Consider the following 22,981-nt stretch of genomic DNA (forward strand, 5'->3'; position numbering starts at 1 on the left):
TGGGCGATTCAGTGGGTTGCGTCAACTGGAAGAGGGCGGGGCGATGAGCAAGGGTAGCGGCTTGCTGCGTTCTTCGGCCATTTTCAGCGCGATGACCTTCATTTCGCGGGTTTCCGGCCTGATCCGGGACCAGGTCTATGCGGTGGTGTTCGGGGCCAGCCCGGCCATGGACGCGTTCTTCGTGGCCTTCCGGATCCCCAATTTCATGCGCCGGCTGTCGGCCGAGGGCTCGTTTTCGATGGCCTTCGTGCCGGTCCTGGCCGAGTACAAGCAAAAACACGACCAGGCCGCGGTCAAGGAGCTGATCGACCGGGTCAGCGGCACCCTCAGCGCCTTCCTGCTGGTCCTGACCGCGGTGGTGATCTTCGCCGCGCCCTGGGTCATGGCGCTGTTCGCCCCGGGTTTCGAGCCCGGCAGCGAGCAGTACCGGATGGCGACCCAGATGCTGCAGATCACCTTCCCGTACGCCTTGTTCATCTCCCTGGCCTCGTTGGTCGGCGGGGTGCTGAACAGCTACGAGAAGTTCGCCATCCCGGCGCTGTCGCCGGTGTTGCTGAACCTGTCGATGATCGCCGCGGCGGTCTGCGCCGAACGGGTGTTCAGCCCGATGGGCCTGAACCCGGTGCTGGCCTTGGCCTGGGGCGTCCTGCTCGCCGGCGTGCTGCAGCTGGGCTTCCAGTTGCCGGCGCTGGCCAAGCTGGGGCTGCTGCCGCGGCCGCGCTGGGGCGGGGCGCACGAGGGCGTGCGCAAGATCATGCGGCTGATGGTGCCGACCCTGTTCGGCTCGTCGGTGGCCCAGGTCAACCTGTTGCTGAACACCGCGATGGCCTCGTTCCTGATCGCCGGCAGCGTGACCTGGCTGTACCTGACCGACCGCCTGCTCGAATTCCCGCTGGGCATGTTCGGTGTCGCCATCGGCACGGTGATCCTGCCGCATTTGTCCAAGCGTCATGCCGCGACCGACCCGCAGGGCTTCTCGAAGGGTCTGGATTGGGGCTTCCGCCTGTGCCTGCTGATCGGCGTGCCGGCCTGCCTCGGGCTGGTGCTGTGCGCCGAGCCCCTGGTCGCGTCGCTGTTCCAGTACGGTCGCCTGACCGCCCACGACACCGCGATGATCCGCCTGAGCCTGATGGCGCAGTCGATCGCGGTGCCGGCCTTCCTGCTGGTGAAGGTGCTGGCGCCGGCGTTCTATTCGCGCCAGGACACCAAGACCCCGGTCAAGTCGGCGGTGGTGTCGGTGATCGTCAACCTGGTCTCGACCGCGGGCCTGTTGCTGGCGGTGCTGTACCTGACCGAAGCCGGCCGCGCCGCCCTGCACAGCAGCGGCGGCGACCTGCGCCGGGCGCTCGGCGAAGTGCCCGGCGCGCATGCCTGCCTGGCCCTGGCGATCGCCATCGCCGGCTGGGTCAACGCCCTGCAACTGGCCTGGTACCTGCGCCGTTCGAAGGTCTATGCGCGCCAGCCGGGCTGGGGCCGTTTCCTGCGCCAGATCGCGGTGGCCAGCGTGGCCATGACGGTCGTGGTGCTGGGGCTGTTGTGGTTCTGGACCGGCTGGACCGGTTGGCCGTGGTGGGAGCGCGCCTGGAAGCTCGCGGTCGTGGTCGGTGCGGGCGGGGCGTTCTACGGCGCCGCGCTGTGGCTGCAGGGCATCCGCATGCGCGATCTGCGCGGCCATTGAACGCGCTTCGCCAGGGCCGGCATCGTGAATCGCCCGCCGCCGCGGCCCCGTTGAGATTGGCGGCCGTGTTCAGCGGCACCGTTGAGAGCGGCGGGCGGCGGCTATACTTCCTGATTCATCCTTCACGCAATGTCCCGGTTCGTCCGGGTCCCCACGCCGGACACTAATGAGCAGGCTGTTTCGTGACGTCGAGGGCGGGCCGCGGTGCCCGCACGGCAGTGTGGTCTGCATCGGCGCCTTCGATGGCCTGCACCTCGGGCATCGGGCGTTGGTGCGCCACACGGTTTCGCGTGCGCGCGCCCTGGGCGTAGAGGCGGTCGCGCTGAGTTTCGAGCCGCTGCCACGCGAGTTCTTCGCTCCGGCCGCGCCGCCGCCGCGTCTGTTGTTGCCGCGCGCCAAGGCCGAAGGCTTGCTGGCGCTGGAGGCCGACCAGGTCGGCCTGCTGCGTTTCAACGGCCGTCTCAGCGCCTTGGGCGCCGAGGAGTTCGTGCGCCGCGTGCTGGTCCAGCGCCTGTCCGCACGCGAGGTCTGGGTCGGCCCGGAGTTCCGTTTCGGCAAGGCCCGCGGCGGCGACATCGCCCTGCTGCGGCGCATGGGCGAAGAGGGCAGGGCCGAGGACCAGGGCTTCAGCGCGCACGAGATCGAACCGGTATTGCTGGACGGCGAGCGCGTCTCCAGCACGCGCATCCGCGAGGCGCTGTTGGCCGGCGATTTCGCCGCCGCCGCGCGCTGGCTCGGGCGCCGCTATGCGATCGGCGGCCACGTCGTGCGCGGCCAGCAACTCGGCCGCACGCTCGGCTTTCCGACCGCCAACCTGCGCTTCGGCGGCAAGACCCCGGCTTTGTCGGGGATCTATGCGACCTGGGTCCACGGCATCGGCGAGCGTCCCTGGCCATCGGTGTCCAGCCTGGGTACGCGGCCGACCGTCGCCGGGGTCGAGCCCTTGCTCGAAGCGCATCTGTTCGACTTCGACGGCGACCTGTACGGTCGACGCATCGAGGTCGAATTCGTCGCCCACCTGCGTCCCGAATTGAAATTCCCCGACTTGCCGGCGCTGACCGAGCAAATGCACCGCGATGCCGAACAGGCGCGCGGTCTGCTGCGACTGGACTCGCAACGCGCCGCCGCGCCGTTGCCGGCTCCGCTTGCGGCAGCGACCCAAACACCTGCATGAGAGCTGCTGTGACCGCCAAAGACCCGAGCCAATCCGCTCCCGCCAATCCCTACAAGAGCACCTTGTTGCTGCCGGCGACCGATTTCCCGATGCGCGGCGACCTGCCCAAGCGCGAACCGGAAACCCTGGCGCGCTGGGAAAGCGAAGGCTTGTATGGACGAATTCGCGAGAAGGTGAAGGACCGCGAACGCAGCTTCGTGCTGCACGACGGCCCGCCCTATGCGAACGGCGAGATCCACATCGGTCACGCGGTCAACAAGGTGCTCAAGGACGTGGTGGTGAAGTCCAAGCTGCTGTCCGGCTTCGACGCGCCCTACGTGCCGGGCTGGGATTGCCACGGCCTGCCGATCGAGCATAAGGTCGAGAAGGAATTCGGCAAGGTCGGCGACAAGCTCGACGCCGCCGAATTCCGCGCCAAGTGCCGCGAATACGCCGCCACCCAGATCGATCTGCAACGCCGCGGCTTCAAGCGCCTGGGCGTGATCGGCGATTGGGACAACCCCTATCGCACCATGGATTTCCGCTACGAGGCGGACATCATCCGTTCGCTCGCCAAGATCGTCGAGCGCGGTCATCTGGTGCGCGGCTCCAAGCCGGTGCATTGGTGCTTCGACTGCGGCTCGGCCCTGGCCGAGGCCGAGATCGAGTACCAGGACAAGGAATCGACCCAGATCTACGTGCGTTATCCGGTGATCGAGCGCAAGAAGGTGTTCGACACCTTCGGCATCGAGGACGACGGCGCGCCGTTGTCGGTGCCGATCTGGACGACCACGCCGTGGACGCTGCCGGCCAGCCTGGCGGTGTCGATGGGGCCGCAGGTCGAGTATTCGCTGGTGCGGATCGAGCCCAGCGAAGAATCGCTGTTCAAGGAGCCGGGCCAGCGCCCGGAATACCTGCTGGTCGCCAGCGAACTGATCGGCGGCGTGCTCGCCGCGATCACCGCCGCCGATGCGCTCAAGCAAGGGCATAGCGTGGAAAGCCGCGACTGGTCCTCGCACAAGGGCGAGGCCTTCGAGGGCCTGCGCTTGCAGCACCCGTTCTATAACGACCGCGAAATCCCGGTGTTGCTCGGCGACCACGTCACCGTCGAGGCCGGTACCGGTGCGGTGCACACCGCGCCCGGTCACGGCCAGGAGGACTACGCGGTTTCGCTGAAGTACGGCCTGATCGAGCGCTACAGCGCCGCGCAGATCAATCCGGTCGATGCGCGCGGCCGTTACCTGCCGTCGACGCCGCCGGCGGGCGCGCACGAACTGGCCGGGCAGCACATCTTCAAGATCGACGCGCTCCTGCTGGAGGTGTTGCGCGAGCGCGGCGCCTTGCTCGCGACCGGCCGTCTCAAGCACAGCTATCCGCATTGCTGGCGTCACAAGACGCCGGTGGTGTTCCGCGCCACGCCGCAGTGGTTCATCTCGATGGAGCAGGCCGGCCTGCGCCGCGATGCGTTGGCTGCGATCGGCGGCGTGTCCTGGGTGCCGGGCTGGGGCGAGGCGCGCATCTACAACATGATCGAGGCGCGTCCGGACTGGACCATCTCGCGCCAGCGTTATTGGGGCGTGCCGATCGCGCTGTTCTTCAGCCGCGAAACCGGCGAGCCGCATCCGCGTACGGTCGAGGTGATGCATCAGGTCGCCGACCGGGTCGAGCGCGAAGGCGTCGACGCCTGGTATTCGATGACCGCCGAAGAACTGCTCGGCGACGAGGCCGAGGGCTACGAGAAGGTCAACGACATTCTCGACGTCTGGTTCGACTCCGGCACCAGCCACGAATGCGTGCTTGCACAGCGTCCGCAAGACGGGCTGCGCAAGCCGGCCGATCTGTATCTGGAAGGTTCCGACCAGCACCGCGGCTGGTTCCACAGCGCGCTGCTCAGCGGCGTGGCGATGGACGCGGCGGCGCCGTACCGGCAGGTGTTGACGCACGGTTTCACCGTCGACGCCGAAGGCAAGAAGATGTCGAAGTCGATGCAGAACGCGCTCGCGCCGGAGAAAGTCACCGACGCGATGGGCGCCGACGTGCTGCGGCTGTGGGTGGCCTCGACCGATTTCCGCAATGAGATGACGGTGTCCGACGCCATCCTCAAGCAGAACGGCGACGTCTACCGGCGCATCCGCAACACCGCGCGCTTCCTGCTCGGCAACCTGGCCGGCTTCGACCCCGGTCAGCATCTGGTCGGGTTGGCCGACATGGTCGCGCTGGACCGCTGGATCGTGCATCGCGCCGCCGAACTGCAGGACCGCATCGCCTCGGCCTACGACCGTTACGACTTCGCCGAGATCGTGCAACTGCTGTCGAACTTCTGCAGCGTCGACCTGGGCTCGCTGTACCTCGACGTGACCAAGGACCGCCTGTACACGATGCAGGAGGATTCGCGCGGCCGCCGTTCGGCGCAGAGCGCGATGTACCGCATCTCCGAAGCCTTCGTGCGCTGGATCGCGCCGATCCTGGCGTTCACCGCCGACGAGATGTGGCGTCATCTGCCGGCGCAGACCGAACGCGACGCGCGCGAAGACAACGTCCTGTTCACCACCTGGTACGACGGCCTGGCCCTGTTGCCGGCCGACGCCGCCTTGTCGAACGAAGAGTTCGAGCGCTTGCTCGCGCTGCGCGACAGCGTCGCCAAGACCCTGGAGCCGATGCGTGCCGCCGGCCAGATCGGCGCCGCGCTCGAGGCCGAGATCTCGCTGCGCTGCGGCGTGTCCGACCAGAACTGGCTGGCGCCGCTGGCCGAGGAGCTGCGCTTCCTGTTCATCAGCGGCGATGTCGAAGTGGTCGCCGACGACGGCATCAAGGACATCGCGGTGCTCGCCGTACCGACCGCCAAGAGCAAGTGCGTGCGCTGCTGGCATTACCGCGCCGATGTCGGCGCCGTCGCCGAGCATCCCGAGCTCTGTGGCCGCTGCGTCGACAACGTGGCGGGCGAGGGCGAGGATCGGCACTGGTTCTGACCGCAACACGGCCGCGCGCGGCGAGGCATCGCGCGCGGCCGCTTCAATCCACCGGTTTCGCACCAATCCGTAGAACCGAAGGCTTATGACCGATACCCCCCGCAAGAACGCATTGCCCTGGCTGATCGTCTCGATGGTCGTGATCGTGCTCGACCAGCTCAGCAAGGCCTGGGTGCTGAGTTCCTTGCCCGAGTACACCGCGGTGCCGGTCATCGACGGCTTCTGGAACTGGTACCGCAGCTACAACACCGGTGCGGCCTTCAGCTTCCTCAGCGACGCCGGCGGCTGGCAGAAGTATTTCTTCGCGATTCTCGCCGTCGGCATCAGCGGCCTGCTCGCCTACTGGCTGTCGCGCGCCGCGCGCGGCGACTGGAAAACCGCGCTGCCGTACGCCCTGGTGATCGGCGGGGCGATCGGCAACGTGATCGACCGTATGCTGCACGGCCACGTCGTCGACTTCATCCAGTGGTACTGGCGCGACTATCACTGGCCCTCGTTCAACATTGCCGACTCGGCCATCGTCGCCGGCGCGATCGGGATCGCGGTCTATGGCTTGTTCAGCAAGCCCGAGAGCGAGAAGTGAGCGGAGAGGAGTGAGGAGTGAGTTGAAGCCTTGGCTCTTGATTTCTTCCACTCAGTTCATCCCGTCGTTCTGGCGCGACTGTCACTGGCCCTCGTTCAACATCGCGGACTCGGCCATCGTTGCCGGCGCCATCGGGATCGCGGTCCCTGCGACTCGTTCAGCGAATCCGGGAACGAGAGGTGAGCGGGAGCGCTTTTTGCTCACTCCTCACTCCTCCTAGCTCACTCCTCAGCTCCTCAGCCAGGAGTACAATGCCCCCATGGACGTCATCCTCGCCAACCCCCGTGGCTTCTGCGCCGGTGTCGACCGCGCGATCGAGATCGTCAAGCGCGCCATCGAGACGCTCGGCGCGCCGATCTACGTGCGTCACGAAGTCGTACACAACCGCTTCGTCGTCGACGACCTCAAACACCGCGGCGCGGTCTTCGTCGAAGAACTCGACGAAGTGCCCGACGGCGCGACGGTGATCTTCAGCGCCCACGGCGTGTCCAAGGCCGTGCGCGAGGAAGCCGACCGTCGCGGCCTGAAGGTCTTCGATGCGACCTGCCCGCTGGTGACCAAGGTCCACCTCGAAGTCTCGCGCCACTGCCGCGCCGGCCGCGACGTGATCCTGATCGGCCACGAAGGCCATCCGGAAGTCGAAGGCACGATGGGCCAGTGGCGGCGCGAAGCCGGTTCCGGCCGGATCTATCTGGTCGAGGACATCGACGACGTCGCCGCGCTCGAAGTCGACCAACCCGAAAACCTGGCCTACACCACCCAGACCACCTTGTCGGTCGACGACACCCGCGCGGTGATCGAGGCCATGCGCGCGAAGTACCCGGCGATCCAGGGCCCGCGCCACGACGACATCTGCTACGCCACCCAGAACCGCCAGGACGCCGTGCGCGCGCTGGCCGCGCGTTGCGACCTGGTGCTGGTGGTCGGTTCGCCGAACAGCTCCAACTCCAATCGCCTGCGCGAGCTGTCCGAGCGCGAGGGCGTCGAGGCCCACCTGATCGACGGCGCGATCGAGATCGACCCGAACTGGGTGCGCGGCCGCAAGCACATCGGCATCACCGCCGGCGCGTCCGCGCCCGAAGTGCTGGTGCGCGGGGTGATCGAGCGCCTGCGCGAGCTCGGCGCCGAGCGCGTCAACGAACTGGAAGGCGAGCCCGAGAACATGGTCTTCGCCCTGCCCAAGGAGCTGCGCCTGCAATTGGTCGGTTGAGGGCTCGGCCCGGTCGCTCGAGCGGTTGCTTCGGCCGCTCGCTCAGACGTATTCGCGATCGGCATCCGGGGCGGCGCTGCGACGCCCCACGATCGAACGGAACAGCGGGCCGGTCAGCACGGTCGACAGCACCGCCAGCATGACCAGCGCGGCGTAGGCCGGTTCCGACAACAGTCCCTTGTCGCGCAGCACGGTCGCCGCGACGATCTCCATCAGCCCCTTGCATTGCAGCAGCGCGCCGATCGCCAGCGCATCCCGGCGCGAGAACCGTGCCGACGGCGGGCAGATCAGCAAGGCGGCCAGCTTCGCCGCGACCGACAGGGCCAACAGGGCCACCGTGGCCTGCAGCGAACTCCAACCGAGCGCGTCGCCGTCGATGCGCAGGCCGCTGTGGCCGAAGAACAGCGGCGCCAGGCCGACCAGGGCGAACTGGCCGATCCGTTCGACCGGCAAGCGCCGGATCCAGCTCGGCGCCATGATCGCGCCGCCGAAGTAGGCGCCTAGCAGCGCGTGCAGCCCCAGTTGCGAACTGGCCCATGAGCAGGCGCCGAGGTACAGCGGCATGGCCAGCCAGATCGCGATTTTCGGCGGCATCCAGGCCTTGCGTTCGGCCACCGCGGCGGCCGCGGCGAGAACCAGCGGCACCACGACCGCGAGCGCATCCAGCCCCGACCAGCCGGCGAAACCGGCGCCGCCGTCGGCGATCAACAGTAACGCCGCCAGGCCGACCCACAGCACCGCGTCGTCGACGACCGCGATGCCGACCGCTACCTGGGTCAAGGCGCGGTGCTCGGCCTTGAGTTCGCGCACGATGCCGATCAGGACCGGCAAGGCGCTGACCGCGACGCAAAGCCCGATCGCGACCGCGCCGAGCCAGTCCTGGCCCCGTGGCGCCGCCCAGCCGGGCAGGCCGGTGAAATAAGCGTGGGCGGCGACCGTGCCGACCAGGAACGGCAGCGCCAGCGCCAGCGCAGCACTGAGCACGAAACGGGGCAGGGACGAGCCGAGCGCACGCGCAGCCGCCGGCGAGGGCGCGGCCGGATCTCCGCCGTGGCGGGTCTCCAGGCCGGCGGTGAAGGCCAGCGCCAGCACCCCGACCCAGCCGAACCGGTCGCCGATGGCCGAGGGCACGCCGACCTGCGCCGGCAGGCCGCCCATCGCCGCCAGCCCGAGGCCGATCGCGATCGGCACTACCGCCAGCGGTATCGAGCGGCCCAACAGGCGCCAGATGCCCCAGGACAACAGGATGAAGATCGACGAATCGACGAGCGCGGCGAGGATGGGTTGCATGGCGCGGATGATAACGGCGTCGCGGAATGTGCGGCTTCCGGCTTCATACCGACAGCGCAATCGGCTCGTGCGAAAGCAGGCGATACAAGCAGCGGAAGACCACGCTTTTTGGACGTGTTGGGGCTGACGGAAAGATCGCCGGGAGGGGGGCGAGTTCCTGATTTGGCACGCCTGTTTCACAAAGAGTCCCGCTTTCGACGGGGGCTTTGAAGTATTTCCGGATTGCCGGCCGTTGGATCGTTGGCCGGGCGGTTGGCTTGCCTTCCCTTCCCTTACAAGCAATGGAGAGCCTGCTTTGGGGGCCATCGGATGCTGTCGAAGAGGACTGGAATGCGCACCGACTTCCTGATTTGGCAGCGTGAGTTACAAAAAAAGCCCCGCTTTCGGCGGGGCTTTGAAGTATTTCCGGAAGGCTACCGGCCGTTGGATCGTTGGCCGAGCGGTTGGCTTGCCCTCGGGGTTACTTGGTGCCGGAAATAGGAATCGAACCTACGACCTACGCATTACGAATGCGCCGCTCTACCAACTGAGCTATTCCGGCGAAGAGGGCAATTCTAGGCGGCGACGGTCGGCGCGGTCAATCGACCGGGCCGGGACGGTCTCGGCGCCGGCCAAAACCGGGCCTGAAGGCCGCGGCGCCAAGGTTAAGCCTTCACGGGCGCGGGATCGCCGCGTTCGTAACGATGGCCCCCGGCCGGCGCGGCGTTGGCGGGCGGACCGCAGGGCGACGACGGAGCGGGGAGATTTCGCCGTTCCGACACGAGGAATACCGTCATGAGCAATTACTGGCCCGAGCAGAATTTCGATGCGGGTAAGTTTCACCTGCAGTTGCATCCCTATCTGGCTGCGCCCGAGAACGTGTTCGCGCCGGACGCTGCCTTGCAGTACGGCGGCGACTTCAAGACGCGTTTCGCACGCGCTGCGCCTCAGAACAGCGAGATCGGGTTGATCCAACTGATCTTCCCGCAGACGGCGGTGTTCCCGCATACCCAGATCCGTCAGTGGAACGTCGACAAGCGCGACCCCACTGTGGGGCAGCAACCGATGCGCAATTGCTTGTACAGCGAGCCGGGCGTCTTCATAGGCGCGCATTCGCAGTACTACGCGGGTCAGCCGACCCGCCATCTGTCGCCGACCGAATGCTGGCTGATCGATACGCCGCGCGAGTTCAACAACCGCTTCGTCAATGGCCGCTTCGAGGGCGACACCACCACCAAGTTCGCCAATTACGTGGTCGACATGCCCAGCGGCAAGGTGTTCGACCAGGGCATGGTGTGGGGTTATCACGTGGTACAGAACTCCAAGAAGATCAACCAATTCGAGCCGGTGGTGGTCGCACCGAAGGAATCGCGTCTGCGCGAGAACAACGAGCACCTCGATGCCATCGCGCGTTTTCTGCGCATCCCCCGGGATCAGGTCAAGCGCTATATCGCCTAGCGTTGAGGACTCGCGAATCGTGCAATGGAATCGTTCGACGGTCGCCAAAACAAAGCCCCGCCGGAGCGGGGCTTTGTGCGGTCCCTTACGAATGCACCGCTCGCCTTACTGCGGTGCCTGCTCGACCACCACCTGCATCTGCGCACTCGTCGCGTGCCCATTGGTGATCGTCACCAGGTAGTCGCCGCTGGCGGTCAGGTAGTTCAGGCTGAAGGTCGCGGCCTCGTTGGCGTTGCCGCTCGACACCACCGGTCCGCCGGTCGGCGTCTGGACGCCATAGCCGACGACGCTTCCCGTGGGAGCGGTCGATTGGCCGGCGACTTTCAGCAGCAGCTTTTGTCCCGCGACCACAGGCAGGGTCATTCGCATGACTTGGCCGTGGCGTGGAATCGTCACGGTCTGCGGCTGGTCGAGGCTCAAGGTTCCGGAGAGTTCGCGGCTGAGGGTCGCGGTGGTGCTGAAGGGGCTGTAGCGGTCGGGGTCCTGCCAGTACGGCTCCAGGGCGACCAGATAACGGCCGGCCGCGAGGTCCTTCAGACGCATGCTGCAGGGACCTTGCATGACGCAGTAACCCTCGCGCGTGGGGCCGTCGGCCAGCGGAACCACGAAGATCTTGTAGTCGCCCGAAGCGCCGTCGAGCTGGAACTCGCTCAAGCCCAGGTCGAGGTATTCGCCCTGCGCCGCATCGAAGGTGAAATACAGCGACTGACCGTGAAGCTGAGTGGCGAAGTTGACCGGATCGCCGTCGGCGACGATATGGCCGCTTTCTCCGAGCACGAGTCCGATCTTGCCGCTCAACTGCATCGCCTTGGATGGATCGACGAACAGCATGTATTCGCCGGTCAGCGCAAGCGCGTCCAGGTTGAAGGTGTAACCCTTTTGCGACCTGCCGGTGCGCTGACTGCCATCGGGCAGATACAGGGTGTAATCGACATCCCCAAACGCCGGCACGGTCGCGACATTGGAGATCGTCAGTGCCAGGTTCTGTCCGGCCACCGCATTGAAACGGTAGCGGCCATTGAGGCCCGGGCGGTTCAAGGAGATCGTGGTCGGGGCGTTCGCGCCCACGCTGCCTTCCAGGTCTGAGCTCAGTGTCGCGAGCAGCGAGCGGGCCGGCGGCGGTGGAGCGCTATCGGAAATCCGGACCGTGTAGATACCCGCATCCAGGTTCTTGAAGTTCATGCTGCAGCCCGGCGGTGCGCACGACTGCGAATGCAGTTGAGTACCATCCGGCCGGTAAGCATTGAGCAAGGCCGCACGCGATATCGAGCCGCTCAATTCCGAAATGCCGAGGCCCAGGTTGGCGCCCTGTTGCGCTTCGAAACTCAGGTGGATTTCCTGGCCCGCGGCCTGGGTCGACAGCGGCACGGAATCGCCGTCGACCGTCAATACACCGGTCTTGGGTGTGTGCAGGATCAGTTGCGCGCTGGCGGTTTCGCCTTCGGTGGGGTCGATTCTGATCGTATAGGCGCCTGCGGCGAGACCTGGCAGAAAGAGCGATTGGTCGGCATCGACCGAACGGTGCAGGATCAGGCTGCCATCGGGCTTGTAGACGCTGTAGGCGACGCTGCGGCCGACCGGCTGGGTCGCGTGTTGGTAGACGCCCAAGGCCACGTCCTGTGCCTGGGGCAGGTTGAAGCCGAGCAGGGCATCCTGGCCGGGGCGGGTAATGGCAAGGGCGAATGGAGTTTCCCCGAGCAGCGACCCGGTGAGCTGGGTACTGGCGGTCGCACGCAGGCTCAGTTTCTGCTGGCCCAGCGGTTCGACGACGATGCTGTAGTTGCCGCTGGCGAGATTCGTCAGGTTGAGGTCGCAACCGCCCAGCGAGAGGCTGCACTCTTCCGTATGCACGCTGGCGTCGCCGCTGGACAGAACGCTGACCTTGACGCGGCCGTTGCCGAGGTCCGGGGCCGACAGTTCGCTGAAGCCGAGGCCGATATTGCCGGTCTGCGGGTTCGACATGCGGAAGTAGAAATTCTGTCCGGCGTTCTGTGCCGCGGCGTCGATGCTGCTGCCGTCGAGCGCAAGGCTTTCATCGACGCCATTCGCCAGCCACAGGTCCATCGACACGGTGGCGCCGAGTTCGGTGTCGATCAGCACCGAATAACGTCCGGTCGCCGACAGGCTGGGCAGATTGAGGGTGGCTGCCGGCGAGCGCGAGCTGCTGGTTTTCAAAGTGGTTCCGTCGGGCCGGTACACGGTGATCGCGACCGCCCGGTTGGCCGGGGCACTGAGCAACTGCGAATACGCCAGTGCCACGGTTTGCCCGGCGCTGGCATCGAACCACAGGCGCGCATTCTGGCCACGACGATCCAACGCAAACGGCGTCGGGGTCGAAGGCACGGGACCTGTTTTGTCGTTGCTCAAGGTCGCGGTGGCCGATATCCGGGCCGTGGCCGAATACGAGCCGAGTCGGATGTTGTGCATGCCGGCCGCCAGGCCGCTGAGATTGAAGTCGCAACCGCCGTTGGCGACGAAACAGTTGCCAAGCGTGCTTTGGCTGCCATCGGGCTTGGTCAGAACTGCGATCGCCGGGTCGCCCGCTGGCGCACCGGTAAGGGCCAGGTTGCTGAAGCCCAAGCCCAGCTTGGTGCCCGCGGTGACGTAGAAATCGACCGCCGCCGATTTGCCTTCGGTCGGCGAGGCCAGGTCCATCGAATCGCCGTCGGCGACCAGCACGTCGCTGAAGCCCTGGGTCAGGGTGAGCTGGACGTTCGCGGTTTCGCCATAGAGCGGGTCGACCAGGACGGTGTAGCGTCCGGTGCTCGGCAGCACGAGGTTGATCGAGGCGGTCGCCGCGGAAATCACGCTGGTCTTGATGGCCGCGCCGGCCGGGTTGTAGACGACGTAGCCGATGTCGCGACCCGCCGGCAGCGTGGCTTGCCCGGCGATGCGCAGGCTGACTTGCTGATTCGCGTTGCCGTTGAACACCGGACGGCCGTTCTGGCCGCGATAGCTCAGGCTCAGCGGATAGGCGATGCCGGGCTGAAGCAGCGTTCCCGCGTCGCGACTCAGCGTGGCCTTGAACTTGATCGTTGCGGTACCCGACGTCGGCCGCGCGCTCAATACATAGCTGCCGGTGCTGAGTTTGGCCAGGTTGAGCGCGCATCCCGCGTATTGAGCCGTGCAGTTGGTGCTGACCACGGTGCTGCCGCTGCGGGTGACTTTCACGGTCGCCGCTGTGCCTGCGCTCAAGTTCAGCTCGCTGACGCCCAGGCCGTAGTCGCCGGTTTGCGAGATCGTGAACGGCACGGTGATCTCTTGCCCCGGCGTCTGCGACTCGACGTCCACCGGGTTGCCGTCGGGTGCGAGCGTGCCGCTGACCGATGCCGTCGTCGAAGCGGCCGCCATGCGCGGTGCGGTCGCGACCGGCGCTGCGGGTTGCGGCGATGGGCGCGGGCCGGCAGTCCCGGTTTCGAAATCGATCAGCGTCGTCGCCAGCGATTTGCCGTTGCGCGCGTGCACGCCGTCGACCAACAGCGAATACGCTGCGTTGGGTTGCATCGGTTGCCGCGGCGTCACGAACAGCAAGCGGCCGGCCTCGGCTGGAGTGACCTGGACGGCGGCGAAGCCGCGCGGGCCGAGCAGGGTGACGCTGGCGGCGTTCAATTCCGCCACGCGTAAGGGTTGGTCGAAGCGCAGCGACAGTCGCGAGTCCGGCGCAACACCCTGAGCCAGGTCCTGCGGGAAAGCCGCCATCAACTTGGGGGCCCGGCCGTTGTCGGTGGCCTGGGCAGAAGCGACGCCGGCGGCCTCGAAGCTCTGCCGAGCCGGGTCGTAGCGTTGATCCTGGGCGATAGGGCGGCCTTGGCCGTCGACGCCGCCGGAAAGGCGCACACGGCCGTCGTTCTCGATCCGGCTGCGATGGCCGATGCGCGGTGGAGTCGAGAACCCCTTCGGCACCGATACCGAAGCGCTGCGTTCGTCCCACAGCTCGGCCTGGGCGATGCCGACGCTGCCCGGGGTCCAACCGCCGGTGAGCAGCAGGCGGCCGTCGCTGAGTACGGTGGCGGCATGGCCGGCACGCGGCAGCAGCTTGAGCGGGCCGCTGCTGCTCAAGCTGCGCGATGCCGGGTCGAACCACAGACCGCCTTGATGTACATGACCCTTGCCGTCGACGCCGCCCCAGATCAATACGCGTCCGCTCGGCAGCAGGCTCAGGCTGGCCCAGCGGCGCGGCGAGGAAAGCGGCCAGCGACGCAGGGCTGCGCCGCCTTCGCGGTCCTCCATCAAGACCAATGCGGCGCCGCTGCGCTCAAGCACCAGCCAGCGGCCGTCCGGCAATTGCGCGCGGCCTTCGCGCGCATCGGCCGCCAAGCGGTGAGCGAGCGTTTGCGGCAGTGGCTCCGAAGCGGCCCCGGCGCTGCTCGACAGCAGGGCCGACGATCCCATCGTCAGGGTCAGGGCCAAGGCCGCTGCGCTCCAACGCCAATTCCTGCGAACTTCCTGTTGCTTGGGCCTCATGGCGGGTTCCTTGTGTAGAGACGTTTCGATGGAGGCGGGCAGCCACCTTGGCGATGACGCACGAGCGAACCGAGACGGAACACGGTCGGTCCGAATGCGTGCGTGCATGTCGCGGGTGCTCTCCCCAGAGCGACCCCGGAGAAAACGGGGCCTTGAACTAATGACGGATGGATGGCGGCCGGCATGGGTTCGGATGCCAAGCGAAGCTCGCTGTGCACCGACCGAGCGACGGGTCGCGCCGCTATTTAACCCGAAGCCCGGGCGCGACGGTAGACGGGTGAATGTGCTTCATCCTCGCCGTGGCGTTCAGTTTGAAACGCTTGCGTCGCAATGCCTGAGACCTTGTCTTGTCAAGCTGCAGGGCAGCACGGAGTCCTGCGTTTCTGTCATCAACTTGCATAGATCTTGAATCCAAGATCAGCAACCCGCGGCGCTTCTGCAAATCGCTAATTCCTTCTTCACCTTTTTTTATCGGGCCGATCGACACCATGCGCCGGCTTGCAGCAAATACAGCAAAGGCACTGATGAAAATGCGCGTAGACGTATTCGTGGTGGGTGAGGACGAGGGTTATGTGGTCGCACCTGCCGACAGCTGGTTGCCGCTGGACGAAATGAAGGCCCTCGGCGCCTTGCGCTTCGGTTGGACCATCGACACTTCGATGGCGATGCCGAAGCTGGACTGGCACACGATCGCCAAGGACATCGATGCGCGCGGCTACAGCATCGTCGCCTCGCACGACGTCGGCGGCCTGCTGGCGATCCCGCAGCAGAATCTGCGCGCGATCTATCCCGAACACCACCAGCCCTTCGCGGCCTGAGCTCTCGGCGCCGCGGGGTCGCCTGCGGGCGGTCTTCGGGCGCGTTCGGCGAAGCGAACGCTGGCTCGATCGATTCAGGTGGGGCGGCGGGGCTCCGGCGCCGTTTGGAGCGGCGCGCCTTTGGTTCTGTCGGCTCATCGATCCTCGGCGAAGCCGCGGACCGTGTCGCTTGCCTCGGCGGATCAATGAGTTGCGCGGCCAATCTCGCAGCATGCGACTGCGAGCGGCTACAGTGCGGCTTCGTGCCGCATCGTTGTCAATCGCCACCCATGTCGAATATGTCCAAATCGCCCGGCAAGTCCGCCGCCAAGGCCGCCCGCACCGCCTACGTCTGTTCGGAGTGCGGCGCCGACTACAACAAATGGCAGGGGCAGTGCGGCGAATGCGGCGGCTGGAACACCCTAAGCGAGTTCATCGTCGAACCGGCGGCCAAGGCCGGCGCGGGCGGCGGCGTGGCCGCCAGCCGCCGTTCGAGTTGGGCCGGACGCGTCGATGCGCCCGCGGTGACCGCGTTGAAGGACGTGCGCCATAGCGAAGAGTCGCGGGTCAGCACCGGCATCGGCGAGTTCGACCGCGTTCTCGGCGGCGGCCTGGTGCACGGCGCGGTCGTGCTGGTCGGCGGCGACCCCGGCATCGGCAAGTCGACCCTGTTGCTGCAGGCGATCACGCGCATGGCCCAGACCCTGCCGGGTTTGTATGTCACCGGCGAAGAATCGCTGTCGCAAGTCGCCGGCCGGGCCGCGCGCCTCGGCCTGCCGCTCGACGGCGTGCATGCGCTGGCCGAGACCGGTGTGGAGCGCATTCTCGAACACGCCGCCGCAACCAAGCCGGCGCTGATCGTCGCCGACTCGGTGCAGACCCTGTGGACCGAACAACTCGGCGCCGCGCCAGGATCGGTCAGCCAGGTCCGCGAAAGCGCGGCACGGCTCGTGCGCTACGCCAAGGAAACCGGCACCGCGGTGTTCCTGGTCGGCCACGTGACCAAGGAGGGCGGCATCGCCGGCCCGCGCGTGCTCGAACACATGGTCGATGCGGTGCTGTATTTCGAAGGCGAGAGCGGCAGCCGTTTCCGCGTGCTGCGCGCATTCAAGAACCGCTTCGGCGCGGTCAACGAGCTCGGCGTGTTCGCGATGAGCGACAAGGGCCTGCGCGAAGTGCCGAACCCTTCGGCGATCTTCCTGTCGGGCAGCCGCAGCCCGCAGCCGGGCAGTTGCGTCATGGTGACGCGCGAAGGCACCCGGCCGTTGCTGGTCGAGGTGCAGGCACTGGTCGATTCCTCGCCCTTGTCGAACCCGCGCCGGGTCGCGGTCGGCATGGAGCAGAACCGTCTGGCGATGCTGCTCGCTGTGCTGCATCGCCACGGCGGCATTTCGGTCGGCGACCAGGACGTGTTCGTCAACGTGGTCGGCGGCATCCGGGTGCAGGAAACCGCGGCCGACCTGCCGGTGTTGCTGGCGGTGCTGTCCTCGCTGCGCGATCAGCCATTGGCCGAGCACACCGTCGCCTTCGGCGAAGTCGGCCTGTCCGGCGAGATCCGCCCGGTGCCGAACGGCGAGGACCGTCTCAAGGAAGCCGCGACCCACGGCTTCAAGCGCGCCATCGTGGCCAAGGGCAACGCCCCGCGCGGCGGCCGTATCGGCGAGATGGAAGTGATCGCGGTCGAACGCCTGTCCGAGGCCTTGGACGCGGCCTAGTTTCGGGCTCCACAAGTTCGATCGCGCTCAAGGTGTCGCGACGGATTATGTGCCGAGGATAATGCACCCAATGCAGTGGGTCGCGTGGCACATATTCAGACGATAAAGTAGCCTTCTTGTTGGCGATTATCTCAAGCCTCGATCTGCTTCGGCTTTAGACTCTGCATGGGCAAAACGCCCGCTCATCATCACAAGGATGCAGTCATGCAGCGTCGTCACTTCATTGGTGCCCTCCCGATCGGCCTGGCCGCCACCGCGATTCCGGCGGCGATGGCCGATCCGCCTCCGACTCCCATTTCGAGGGGGTCGGTGTTCGCCATCGATTTCGGCGTGCTGGCCGATGGTACGAGCGACGATTCCGCGGCGATGACCCGGGCGATCGACTACTGCATCATCAACGAGCTCGAGCTGATCCTGCCAAGCGGCAACATTGTTCTCAACAGCGGGCTCACGATCGAGCCGATCAACGGGCGCGATGCCATCAAGATCAGCGGCATCGACGCGGGCACTCAGGGCAGCAGGTTGTGCATCAAAGCGAATGCGCCCGCCTTGACCATCAAGTGCCAGTGCACCTTGGAAAACTTCGGCATCATCGGCGATGCCGTATCCCTGGACGAGGATGGGCAAGCCGGGACGCGAGCTCAGCAGGATGGCGTATTGCTCTACGGCATCAGACCGGATGAGAACGGGAAGAATCTAGGCATCGGCAACATCTATCTGCGCAATATCGTGTTCGAGGGCTGTAACAACAGCATTCATATCTACGGCATCGTGTTCTATTCCTACTTCGAGAACATCCGCTGGTTCACGTGCCTCAATGCGCATGTCAACGGTGCAGGCCCTTCCACCGATCTGCCCGGTTATGCCGTGCAGTTTTGGCAGTGTCAGATGACCGCGGCTCGCGGTAAGTACGGATTTTATTTGGAGAACGCGGGCTCGGTGGTGTTGTCGGACTGCATGATTTCGCCGGCTAAACTGACCGAGAACTGCTTTCGTCTGGTCTCCAATGCGACCCATTCGGGCATTCACCAGATTAGCAATACCGTATTCGAAGGCTCGGTCAAGGAAGCGTTGTTCATCGACGGCGGCGGCACCAACGGCCAGCCCAAGCCGTGTCGCTTCATGTACTTTTCCAATTGCTATTTCAATCAATCCGGGGAAACCGCCGATGCGATCACCCTGTACAACGCCGAGCACCTATATTTCTCCAACTGTTACATCTCCGGCACCAAGGCCGGTATTACCTTTCGTCAGCGCGCCAAGCGGATCAGCCTGATCAACTGCGAATTCCAGCTCGGCGGCGACCCGCCGGAGCATGCGATCCGGACTTTGCCGGGTGCAGCGGTGCACGGGCTCGACATCGTTGCGCCCAATTACGACGGTAACCAACGCTTCCTGGAACTGGGCCATGCCGCGGTCGGCGAGATCTCGCGCATCCATGTTTCGGGCGGCACCCTGGGCGTCAATCCCGTGCCGGTGAACTGCCAGCCGCAGGACGCGAATAAAGTCATGATCCATAACACCAACAACACTCAAACCCGCAATGGAGGCGTGGCGGTGTTCGGTGGCGGCGGTCAGAGCACGTACGCGATCCCGCACGGCTTGCTGGGTACGCCCGCGAAGTTCGGCGTGGTGCCCAACAGCGCGGCGGCCGGCGATGCTGAAATCCGTCTGGTCCAGGTCGATGGGAGCTATGTCCATGTCCAGTGCAAGAATCCGGGCAACGGCGACATCCGCTGGGCCTGGCACGCGGAAACCTGAGGGGACTCGGGTTCGGGCTACGTCGTCTCCCAAACGGTCTGTGGACGAATGAACGGCGATCCGCCCTCGACGAACCTTCCTGTTGCCCTGACGGGAAGGTTCGCCCGCTGGGTATCGATCGTCCTGCATCCGTTCGCGGTGTTCATCGCCTTGACGATGGTCAGCGTGCGGGTGCTCGCGCCGCAGGCGTTCTGGTCGGCGGTGTGCGGGGTCGCGGTGGCGGTGTCGGTGAGCTGGGCTTTCGTGGTCCAGCGTCGCCGGAGCGGGCAGTGGTCGACTGTGGATGCCTCGCATCGCAGCGAGCGGCCGCTGCTGTATGCGGTGTTGCTCGCGGTGCTGGCGATCTGTTGGTGGTGGATGCGCGAACGCGCGGCACCAATGGGGCAGGGGATACTCGCGGTCGCGGCGATGCTGGTCGCGGCGGCCTTGCTCAACCGCTGGATCAAACTGTCCCTGCACATGGCGAGCCTGGCGTTCGCCGGGGTGTCGCTGTTTTCGCTGCGGTCGGCGCTGGCAACCGTTGCGCTGTTGCTGCTGCCGTTGTTGGCGTGGTCGCGCCTGAAACTGGCGCGACACACCCTGGCCGAAGTGATCGGCGGAACGCTGCTCGGCGCAGCGTTCGCCTGCGGCCTGCAGGTCCTCGCCGGCTAAGCCGGTGGAGGCCGGGCCGGCGAGGTAAGTCGAACCGCGCCGGCCTCAGGCCGCCGGCTTGGCCGCCTTGCCGTGCGCATTGATCAGTTCGACCAGCTTGGCTTCGTCGTAGCCCTGCAAGCTCTGGTCGCCGATGTACAAGGTCGGCACGCTCTTGATCTTCAGGCCGTCGGCCTCGACCTTGGCATCCTTGTCCTGGTCGATGATGCGTTCGACGAACTTGACGTTCTGTTTCTCGAGCACGGCGCGCGCCTGTTTGCAGAAGGGGCAGGTCGACAACGAATACATCACCACCTCGCCGCCGGCCTTGGCGTAGACCGACGAGTAATCGCCCTGGGTCACCACCGCACCGCCGCCGCCTCCGCCGTTGCCGAGCAGGCCGCTGTTGCGGACCAGGTAGCCGGCACCGACGCCGAGGCCGAGCGCCAGCGCCACGACCAGGATCGTCGTCAGGATCGATTTGAAGTTCATTCCATGTCCTCGTAGAGCCGGAGCGTGCGCGGGCCGGCGGTGGCTGTGATGGGGTGATCGCGCAGGCCAGCGATCGCGGCCGCTGCAGGGCGGATGCGTTCGCCGACAGGCGATGGGGGTATGCGGGTAGCGACCAGTACGGCGATCCGGGCGGGTGCCGGGCTTCGGGAGCGGTGTAACGGAAGCGATGCGGCCTGCGGAGATAAGCCGGTGGAGGGCGTCAACGTCACTGTTGCTCCTGGTCCGTCACTGGACGCTCGGAGTTATAGCACCGTCGCGATCCGGCGCGATGGCCCGGCCGCCCTGCCGATGTGATCGACGTTGCTAAACACCGCTCGGGTTGCCTGTTGGAAGGTTCGGCGCGCTCGTGGCGAACGTTCCGACTGCCGCACCCGGTGCGCCGTAGACGGTCTTCGCTGCGATGCATCACGATCTTGCGCATCGAACGCGGCCGGCGGGCGTGTTGGCGCCTGCCGGCCGCGCGAGCGGCTCAGGGGATCGGGCAACCGCAGGAAATGCCGCAGCTGCGCCAGGTGATCTGGCAATTTTGCGCGGGGTAGCCGGCGTCGATGCAGTAATCGAACTCCGCCTGGCAAGCATCCCAACAGCTCTGGCAACCGCCGGAGCCGATGGCGCTCAACGAAAACGCCATGCCGAAACAGAACGCGCAGATGGCGAACAGCTTGGTGGTCGTGCGCTTCAACATCAGTCCTCTCCTTGAGCCCGTCATGGGCGATGAGACCGCGATCGCGGCCGTTCCTGGACGCTCCACGAGAACAGGCGGCGTTGCGTCCCCGACGCCGCGCGTGCAACGGATCCGCCGTCGCCCGGCGAGGATGCCGAATCGGCGCGGCGCGCGCCGGGCAACTGTCAAAACAGACGGTCGTCGCCCGTAGCCAAACGTAGCGTGGCAGCCGCGACGGTCAACGAAAGCACCTGTTTTCCGCAGTTCTTCCTGGAACGGCGATGGCCGTCGAGAATTCGCGATCCCGCTGCGGCGCAGCAGAAATTTGTGATCGCCGCTCAGGAATATGAACATGCGATGGCACAAATTCGACGCTTCGTCGTGACATGGAGCGTGCGATGGCGCTGCGTATCCTGTTCCTGTGCACCGCGTACAACGGCCTTGCGCAGCGCGCCTGGGTCGAGCTGACCGATCTCGGCCATGAGGTCAGCGTGCAAGTCGCCGCCGATGCCGACACGATGCGTGCCGCGGTCGCGCGCGAGCGGCCGCAGCTGATCGTCGCGCCGATGCTCAAGTCGGCGATTCCCGACGACATCTGGACCCACCACACCTGCCTGATCGTCCACCCCGGCATCGTCGGCGACCGTGGGCCGTCCTCGCTGGACTGGGCGATCCTCGACGGCGAACACGACTGGGGGGTAACGGTGTTGCAGGCGGCGGCCGAGATGGACGCCGGCGACATCTGGGCCAGCGCCGGCTTCGCCATGCGCGGCGCGTCCAAGAGCCAGCTGTATCGGCACGAAGTCACCGATGCCGCGATCCGTGCTTTGCTGCAGGCGGTGGAACGCTACGCCGAGGGCGGCTATCGCCCGCAGCCGCTCGACTACGGTAGGGCCGAGGTGCGCGGACGCCTGCGCGCCTCGATGCGCCCCTCCGAACGATCGATCGACTGGCAGCTCGACACCGCGTCGGTGCTGGCGCGCGTGCGCTGCGCCGACAGCTATCCGGGCGCGCGCGCCGAACTGGCCGGACTGCGTTGCCAAGTGTTCGGCGCCCACCCCGAGCGCGCCTTGCGCGGCCGTCCGGGCGAGCTGCTCGGATGGCGCGACGGCGCGGTCTGTGTGGCCACCGGCGACGGCGCGGTCTGGCTCAGCCATCTGCGCGAGAAGGACGGAATCAAGCTGCCGGCGACCCAGGTGCTCGGCGAGCGGCGCATGCAGGGGGTGATCGAGCGAGCGTCGAGGCCGGCCATGTCGGTCGCCGGGCGGCGCGACCACGGCTACCGGCAGATCCGTTACCGCGAAGTCGGCGCCATCGGCTACCTGCATTTCGACTTCTACAACGGCGCGATGTCGACCGCGCAATGCGATCGGTTACGCACCGCTTTCCTGCAGGCGCGGCAGCGCCCGACCCGGGCGATCGTCTTAATGGGCGGCGCCGACCTGTGGTCGAACGGCATCCACCTCAACACCATCCAGGCCTCGAACGATCCGGCGCTGGAGTCGTGGCGCAACATCCTGGCGATGAACGCGCTGGTGCGTGAGATCGTGCTGACCGACAGCCACCTGGTGATCTCGGCGATGCAGGGCAATGCCGGCGCCGGCGGGGCGATCCTGGCCTTGGCTGCGGACCAGGTGTGGGCGCGGCGCGGCGTGGTGATGAATCCGCACTACAAGAGCATGGGCGGGCTGTACGGTTCGGAGTATTGGACCTATCTGTTGCCGCGTCGGGTCGGCGACACCTTGGCCCAGGAGCTGACCGAGGGCCTGCGTCCGATCGGCGCCGCCGGTGCCGAGCGCATCGGCCTGATCGACGCCGCGTTCGGTTCGAGTGCCACCGATTTCGTCGCCCATGTCGAACAGCGCGCCGAGCGCGCGGCCGATCCGGCGAGTTGTCGCAAGGCCTTGGCGCTCAAGCGTCGCCGCCGCGCCGCCGACGAACGCCGCAAGCCGCTGGAAAGTTACGGGGCCGAAGAACTCGCGCACATGTATCGCAATTTCTTCGGCGCCGATCGCAGCTACCACGAGGCGCGGCAGCGCTTCGTATTGAAGTGCGCGGCGGAGGTCTGCGAGGCGGCGCCGGTGGCGCAGCCCACGGTGCGGGTGCCGGCCTGAGTC

The 22,981-nt window shown here is 66.4% G+C and carries 14 protein-coding genes, 1 tRNA gene and 1 pseudogene; 11 read left to right on the plus strand and 5 right to left on the minus strand.

All coding sequences use genetic code 11. The annotated features are described in order from the left end of the window. Positions 1–43: 43 nt before the first annotated feature. The 5 genes and pseudogenes from murJ (at position 44) to ispH (ending at position 7,593) form a co-directional block, all read left to right on the plus strand. The gene (gene murJ / locus LC490_RS04110; RefSeq protein ID WP_031371908.1) at positions 44–1,678 is read left to right on the plus strand and encodes a murein biosynthesis integral membrane protein MurJ; all 1,635 of its coding nucleotides are present in this window, start codon (positions 44–46) and stop codon (positions 1,676–1,678) included. A gap of 166 nt (positions 1,679–1,844) precedes the next feature. Then, a pseudogene (locus tag LC490_RS04115) lies at positions 1,845–2,780 on the plus strand (bifunctional riboflavin kinase/FAD synthetase); the annotation flags it as partial. A 161-nt stretch (positions 2,781–2,941) separates the two neighbouring features. Continuing rightward, the gene (ileS, locus tag LC490_RS04120) at positions 2,942–5,800 is read left to right on the plus strand and encodes an isoleucine--tRNA ligase (RefSeq protein WP_223619612.1); all 2,859 of its coding nucleotides are present in this window, start codon (positions 2,942–2,944) and stop codon (positions 5,798–5,800) included. Positions 5,801–5,885: 85 nt separating this feature from the next. Beyond that, complete coding sequence (lspA, locus tag LC490_RS04125) at positions 5,886–6,383, plus strand: signal peptidase II (RefSeq protein WP_031371905.1); 498 nt, start codon at positions 5,886–5,888, stop codon at positions 6,381–6,383. 259 nt (positions 6,384–6,642) lie between these two features. Next, positions 6,643–7,593: a 4-hydroxy-3-methylbut-2-enyl diphosphate reductase gene (gene ispH, locus LC490_RS04130; protein ID WP_223619374.1), complete on the plus strand. Its 951-nt coding sequence runs from the start codon at positions 6,643–6,645 to the stop codon at positions 7,591–7,593. Positions 7,594–7,635: 42 nt separating this feature from the next. On the opposite strand, the gene LC490_RS04135 is transcribed toward ispH, so the two are convergent. Both LC490_RS04135 and LC490_RS04140 read right to left on the minus strand, forming a co-directional pair. Next, entirely contained in the window at positions 7,636–8,883 is a 1,248-nt protein-coding gene (locus tag LC490_RS04135) for a cation:proton antiporter (RefSeq protein WP_223619375.1), read from the minus strand. Between the two features lie 465 nt (positions 8,884–9,348). Further along, a tRNA-Thr gene (locus LC490_RS04140) sits at positions 9,349–9,424 on the minus strand. Positions 9,425–9,657: 233 nt separating this feature from the next. Here LC490_RS04140 and LC490_RS04145 point away from each other — a divergent pair. Next, on the plus strand, positions 9,658–10,320 hold the full coding sequence (locus LC490_RS04145; protein ID WP_223619376.1) for a hypothetical protein: 663 nt from the start codon (positions 9,658–9,660) through the stop codon (positions 10,318–10,320). 105 nt (positions 10,321–10,425) lie between these two features. On the opposite strand, the gene LC490_RS04150 is transcribed toward LC490_RS04145, so the two are convergent. Next, a complete protein-coding gene (locus LC490_RS04150; protein WP_223619377.1) occupies positions 10,426–14,784 on the minus strand; it encodes an Ig-like domain-containing protein in 4,359 nt (1,452 codons plus the stop codon). A 524-nt stretch (positions 14,785–15,308) separates the two neighbouring features. Here LC490_RS04150 and LC490_RS04155 point away from each other — a divergent pair. From LC490_RS04155 to LC490_RS04170, 4 genes are all read left to right on the plus strand, one after another. After that, a complete protein-coding gene (locus tag LC490_RS04155; protein ID WP_031371736.1) occupies positions 15,309–15,602 on the plus strand; it encodes a hypothetical protein in 294 nt (97 codons plus the stop codon). A 278-nt stretch (positions 15,603–15,880) separates the two neighbouring features. After that, entirely contained in the window at positions 15,881–17,296 is a 1,416-nt protein-coding gene (gene radA / locus LC490_RS04160; RefSeq protein ID WP_031371737.1) for a DNA repair protein RadA, read from the plus strand. A 204-nt stretch (positions 17,297–17,500) separates the two neighbouring features. Next, positions 17,501–19,057 carry a hypothetical protein gene (locus LC490_RS04165; protein WP_223619378.1) on the plus strand — a complete coding sequence of 519 codons (1,557 nt, stop codon included), beginning with the start codon at positions 17,501–17,503 and terminating at the stop codon, positions 19,055–19,057. Between the two features lie 48 nt (positions 19,058–19,105). Then, positions 19,106–19,708 (plus strand): hypothetical protein, encoded by a 603-nt coding sequence (locus LC490_RS04170; RefSeq protein WP_223619379.1) that lies wholly within the window; start codon positions 19,106–19,108, stop codon positions 19,706–19,708. A gap of 45 nt (positions 19,709–19,753) precedes the next feature. On the opposite strand, the gene LC490_RS04175 is transcribed toward LC490_RS04170, so the two are convergent. Next, positions 19,754–20,179, minus strand: coding sequence for a glutaredoxin family protein (locus LC490_RS04175; RefSeq protein ID WP_223619380.1), 426 nt, complete (start codon positions 20,177–20,179; stop codon positions 19,754–19,756). Positions 20,180–20,669: 490 nt separating this feature from the next. Further along, the gene (locus tag LC490_RS04180; RefSeq protein ID WP_223619381.1) at positions 20,670–21,218 is read right to left on the minus strand and encodes a hypothetical protein; all 549 of its coding nucleotides are present in this window, start codon (positions 21,216–21,218) and stop codon (positions 20,670–20,672) included. A 44-nt stretch (positions 21,219–21,262) separates the two neighbouring features. On the opposite strand from LC490_RS04180, the gene LC490_RS04185 reads away from it, so the two are divergent. Next, complete coding sequence (locus LC490_RS04185) at positions 21,263–22,978, plus strand: enoyl-CoA hydratase-related protein (protein ID WP_223619382.1); 1,716 nt, start codon at positions 21,263–21,265, stop codon at positions 22,976–22,978. The last annotated feature ends 3 nt before the right edge of the window (positions 22,979–22,981 follow it).

It is taken from the genome of Lysobacter sp. ESA13C (assembly GCF_019970005.1).
Lineage (GTDB): Bacteria > Pseudomonadota > Gammaproteobacteria > Xanthomonadales > Xanthomonadaceae > Lysobacter > Lysobacter antibioticus_B.

Excerpts from the sequence above, each read along its gene's own strand:
- murJ (WP_031371908.1), top strand. The coding sequence starts at position 44 with ATGAGCAAGGGTAGCGGCTTGCTGCGTTCTTCGGCCATTTTCAGCGCG.
- ileS (WP_223619612.1), top strand. The coding sequence starts at position 2,942 with ATGCGCGGCGACCTGCCCAAGCGCGAACCGGAAACCCTGGCGCGCTGG.
- lspA (WP_031371905.1), top strand. The coding sequence starts at position 5,886 with ATGACCGATACCCCCCGCAAGAACGCATTGCCCTGGCTGATCGTCTCG.
- ispH (WP_223619374.1), top strand. The coding sequence starts at position 6,643 with ATGGACGTCATCCTCGCCAACCCCCGTGGCTTCTGCGCCGGTGTCGAC.
- LC490_RS04135 (WP_223619375.1), bottom strand. The coding sequence starts at position 8,883 with ATGCAACCCATCCTCGCCGCGCTCGTCGATTCGTCGATCTTCATCCTG.
- LC490_RS04145 (WP_223619376.1), top strand. The coding sequence starts at position 9,658 with ATGAGCAATTACTGGCCCGAGCAGAATTTCGATGCGGGTAAGTTTCAC.
- LC490_RS04150 (WP_223619377.1), bottom strand. The coding sequence starts at position 14,784 with ATGAGGCCCAAGCAACAGGAAGTTCGCAGGAATTGGCGTTGGAGCGCA.
- LC490_RS04155 (WP_031371736.1), top strand. The coding sequence starts at position 15,309 with ATGAAAATGCGCGTAGACGTATTCGTGGTGGGTGAGGACGAGGGTTAT.
- radA (WP_031371737.1), top strand. The coding sequence starts at position 15,881 with ATGTCCAAATCGCCCGGCAAGTCCGCCGCCAAGGCCGCCCGCACCGCC.
- LC490_RS04165 (WP_223619378.1), top strand. The coding sequence starts at position 17,501 with ATGCAGCGTCGTCACTTCATTGGTGCCCTCCCGATCGGCCTGGCCGCC.
- LC490_RS04170 (WP_223619379.1), top strand. The coding sequence starts at position 19,106 with ATGAACGGCGATCCGCCCTCGACGAACCTTCCTGTTGCCCTGACGGGA.
- LC490_RS04175 (WP_223619380.1), bottom strand. The coding sequence starts at position 20,179 with ATGAACTTCAAATCGATCCTGACGACGATCCTGGTCGTGGCGCTGGCG.
- LC490_RS04180 (WP_223619381.1), bottom strand. The coding sequence starts at position 21,218 with ATGTTCATATTCCTGAGCGGCGATCACAAATTTCTGCTGCGCCGCAGC.
- LC490_RS04185 (WP_223619382.1), top strand. The coding sequence starts at position 21,263 with ATGGCGCTGCGTATCCTGTTCCTGTGCACCGCGTACAACGGCCTTGCG.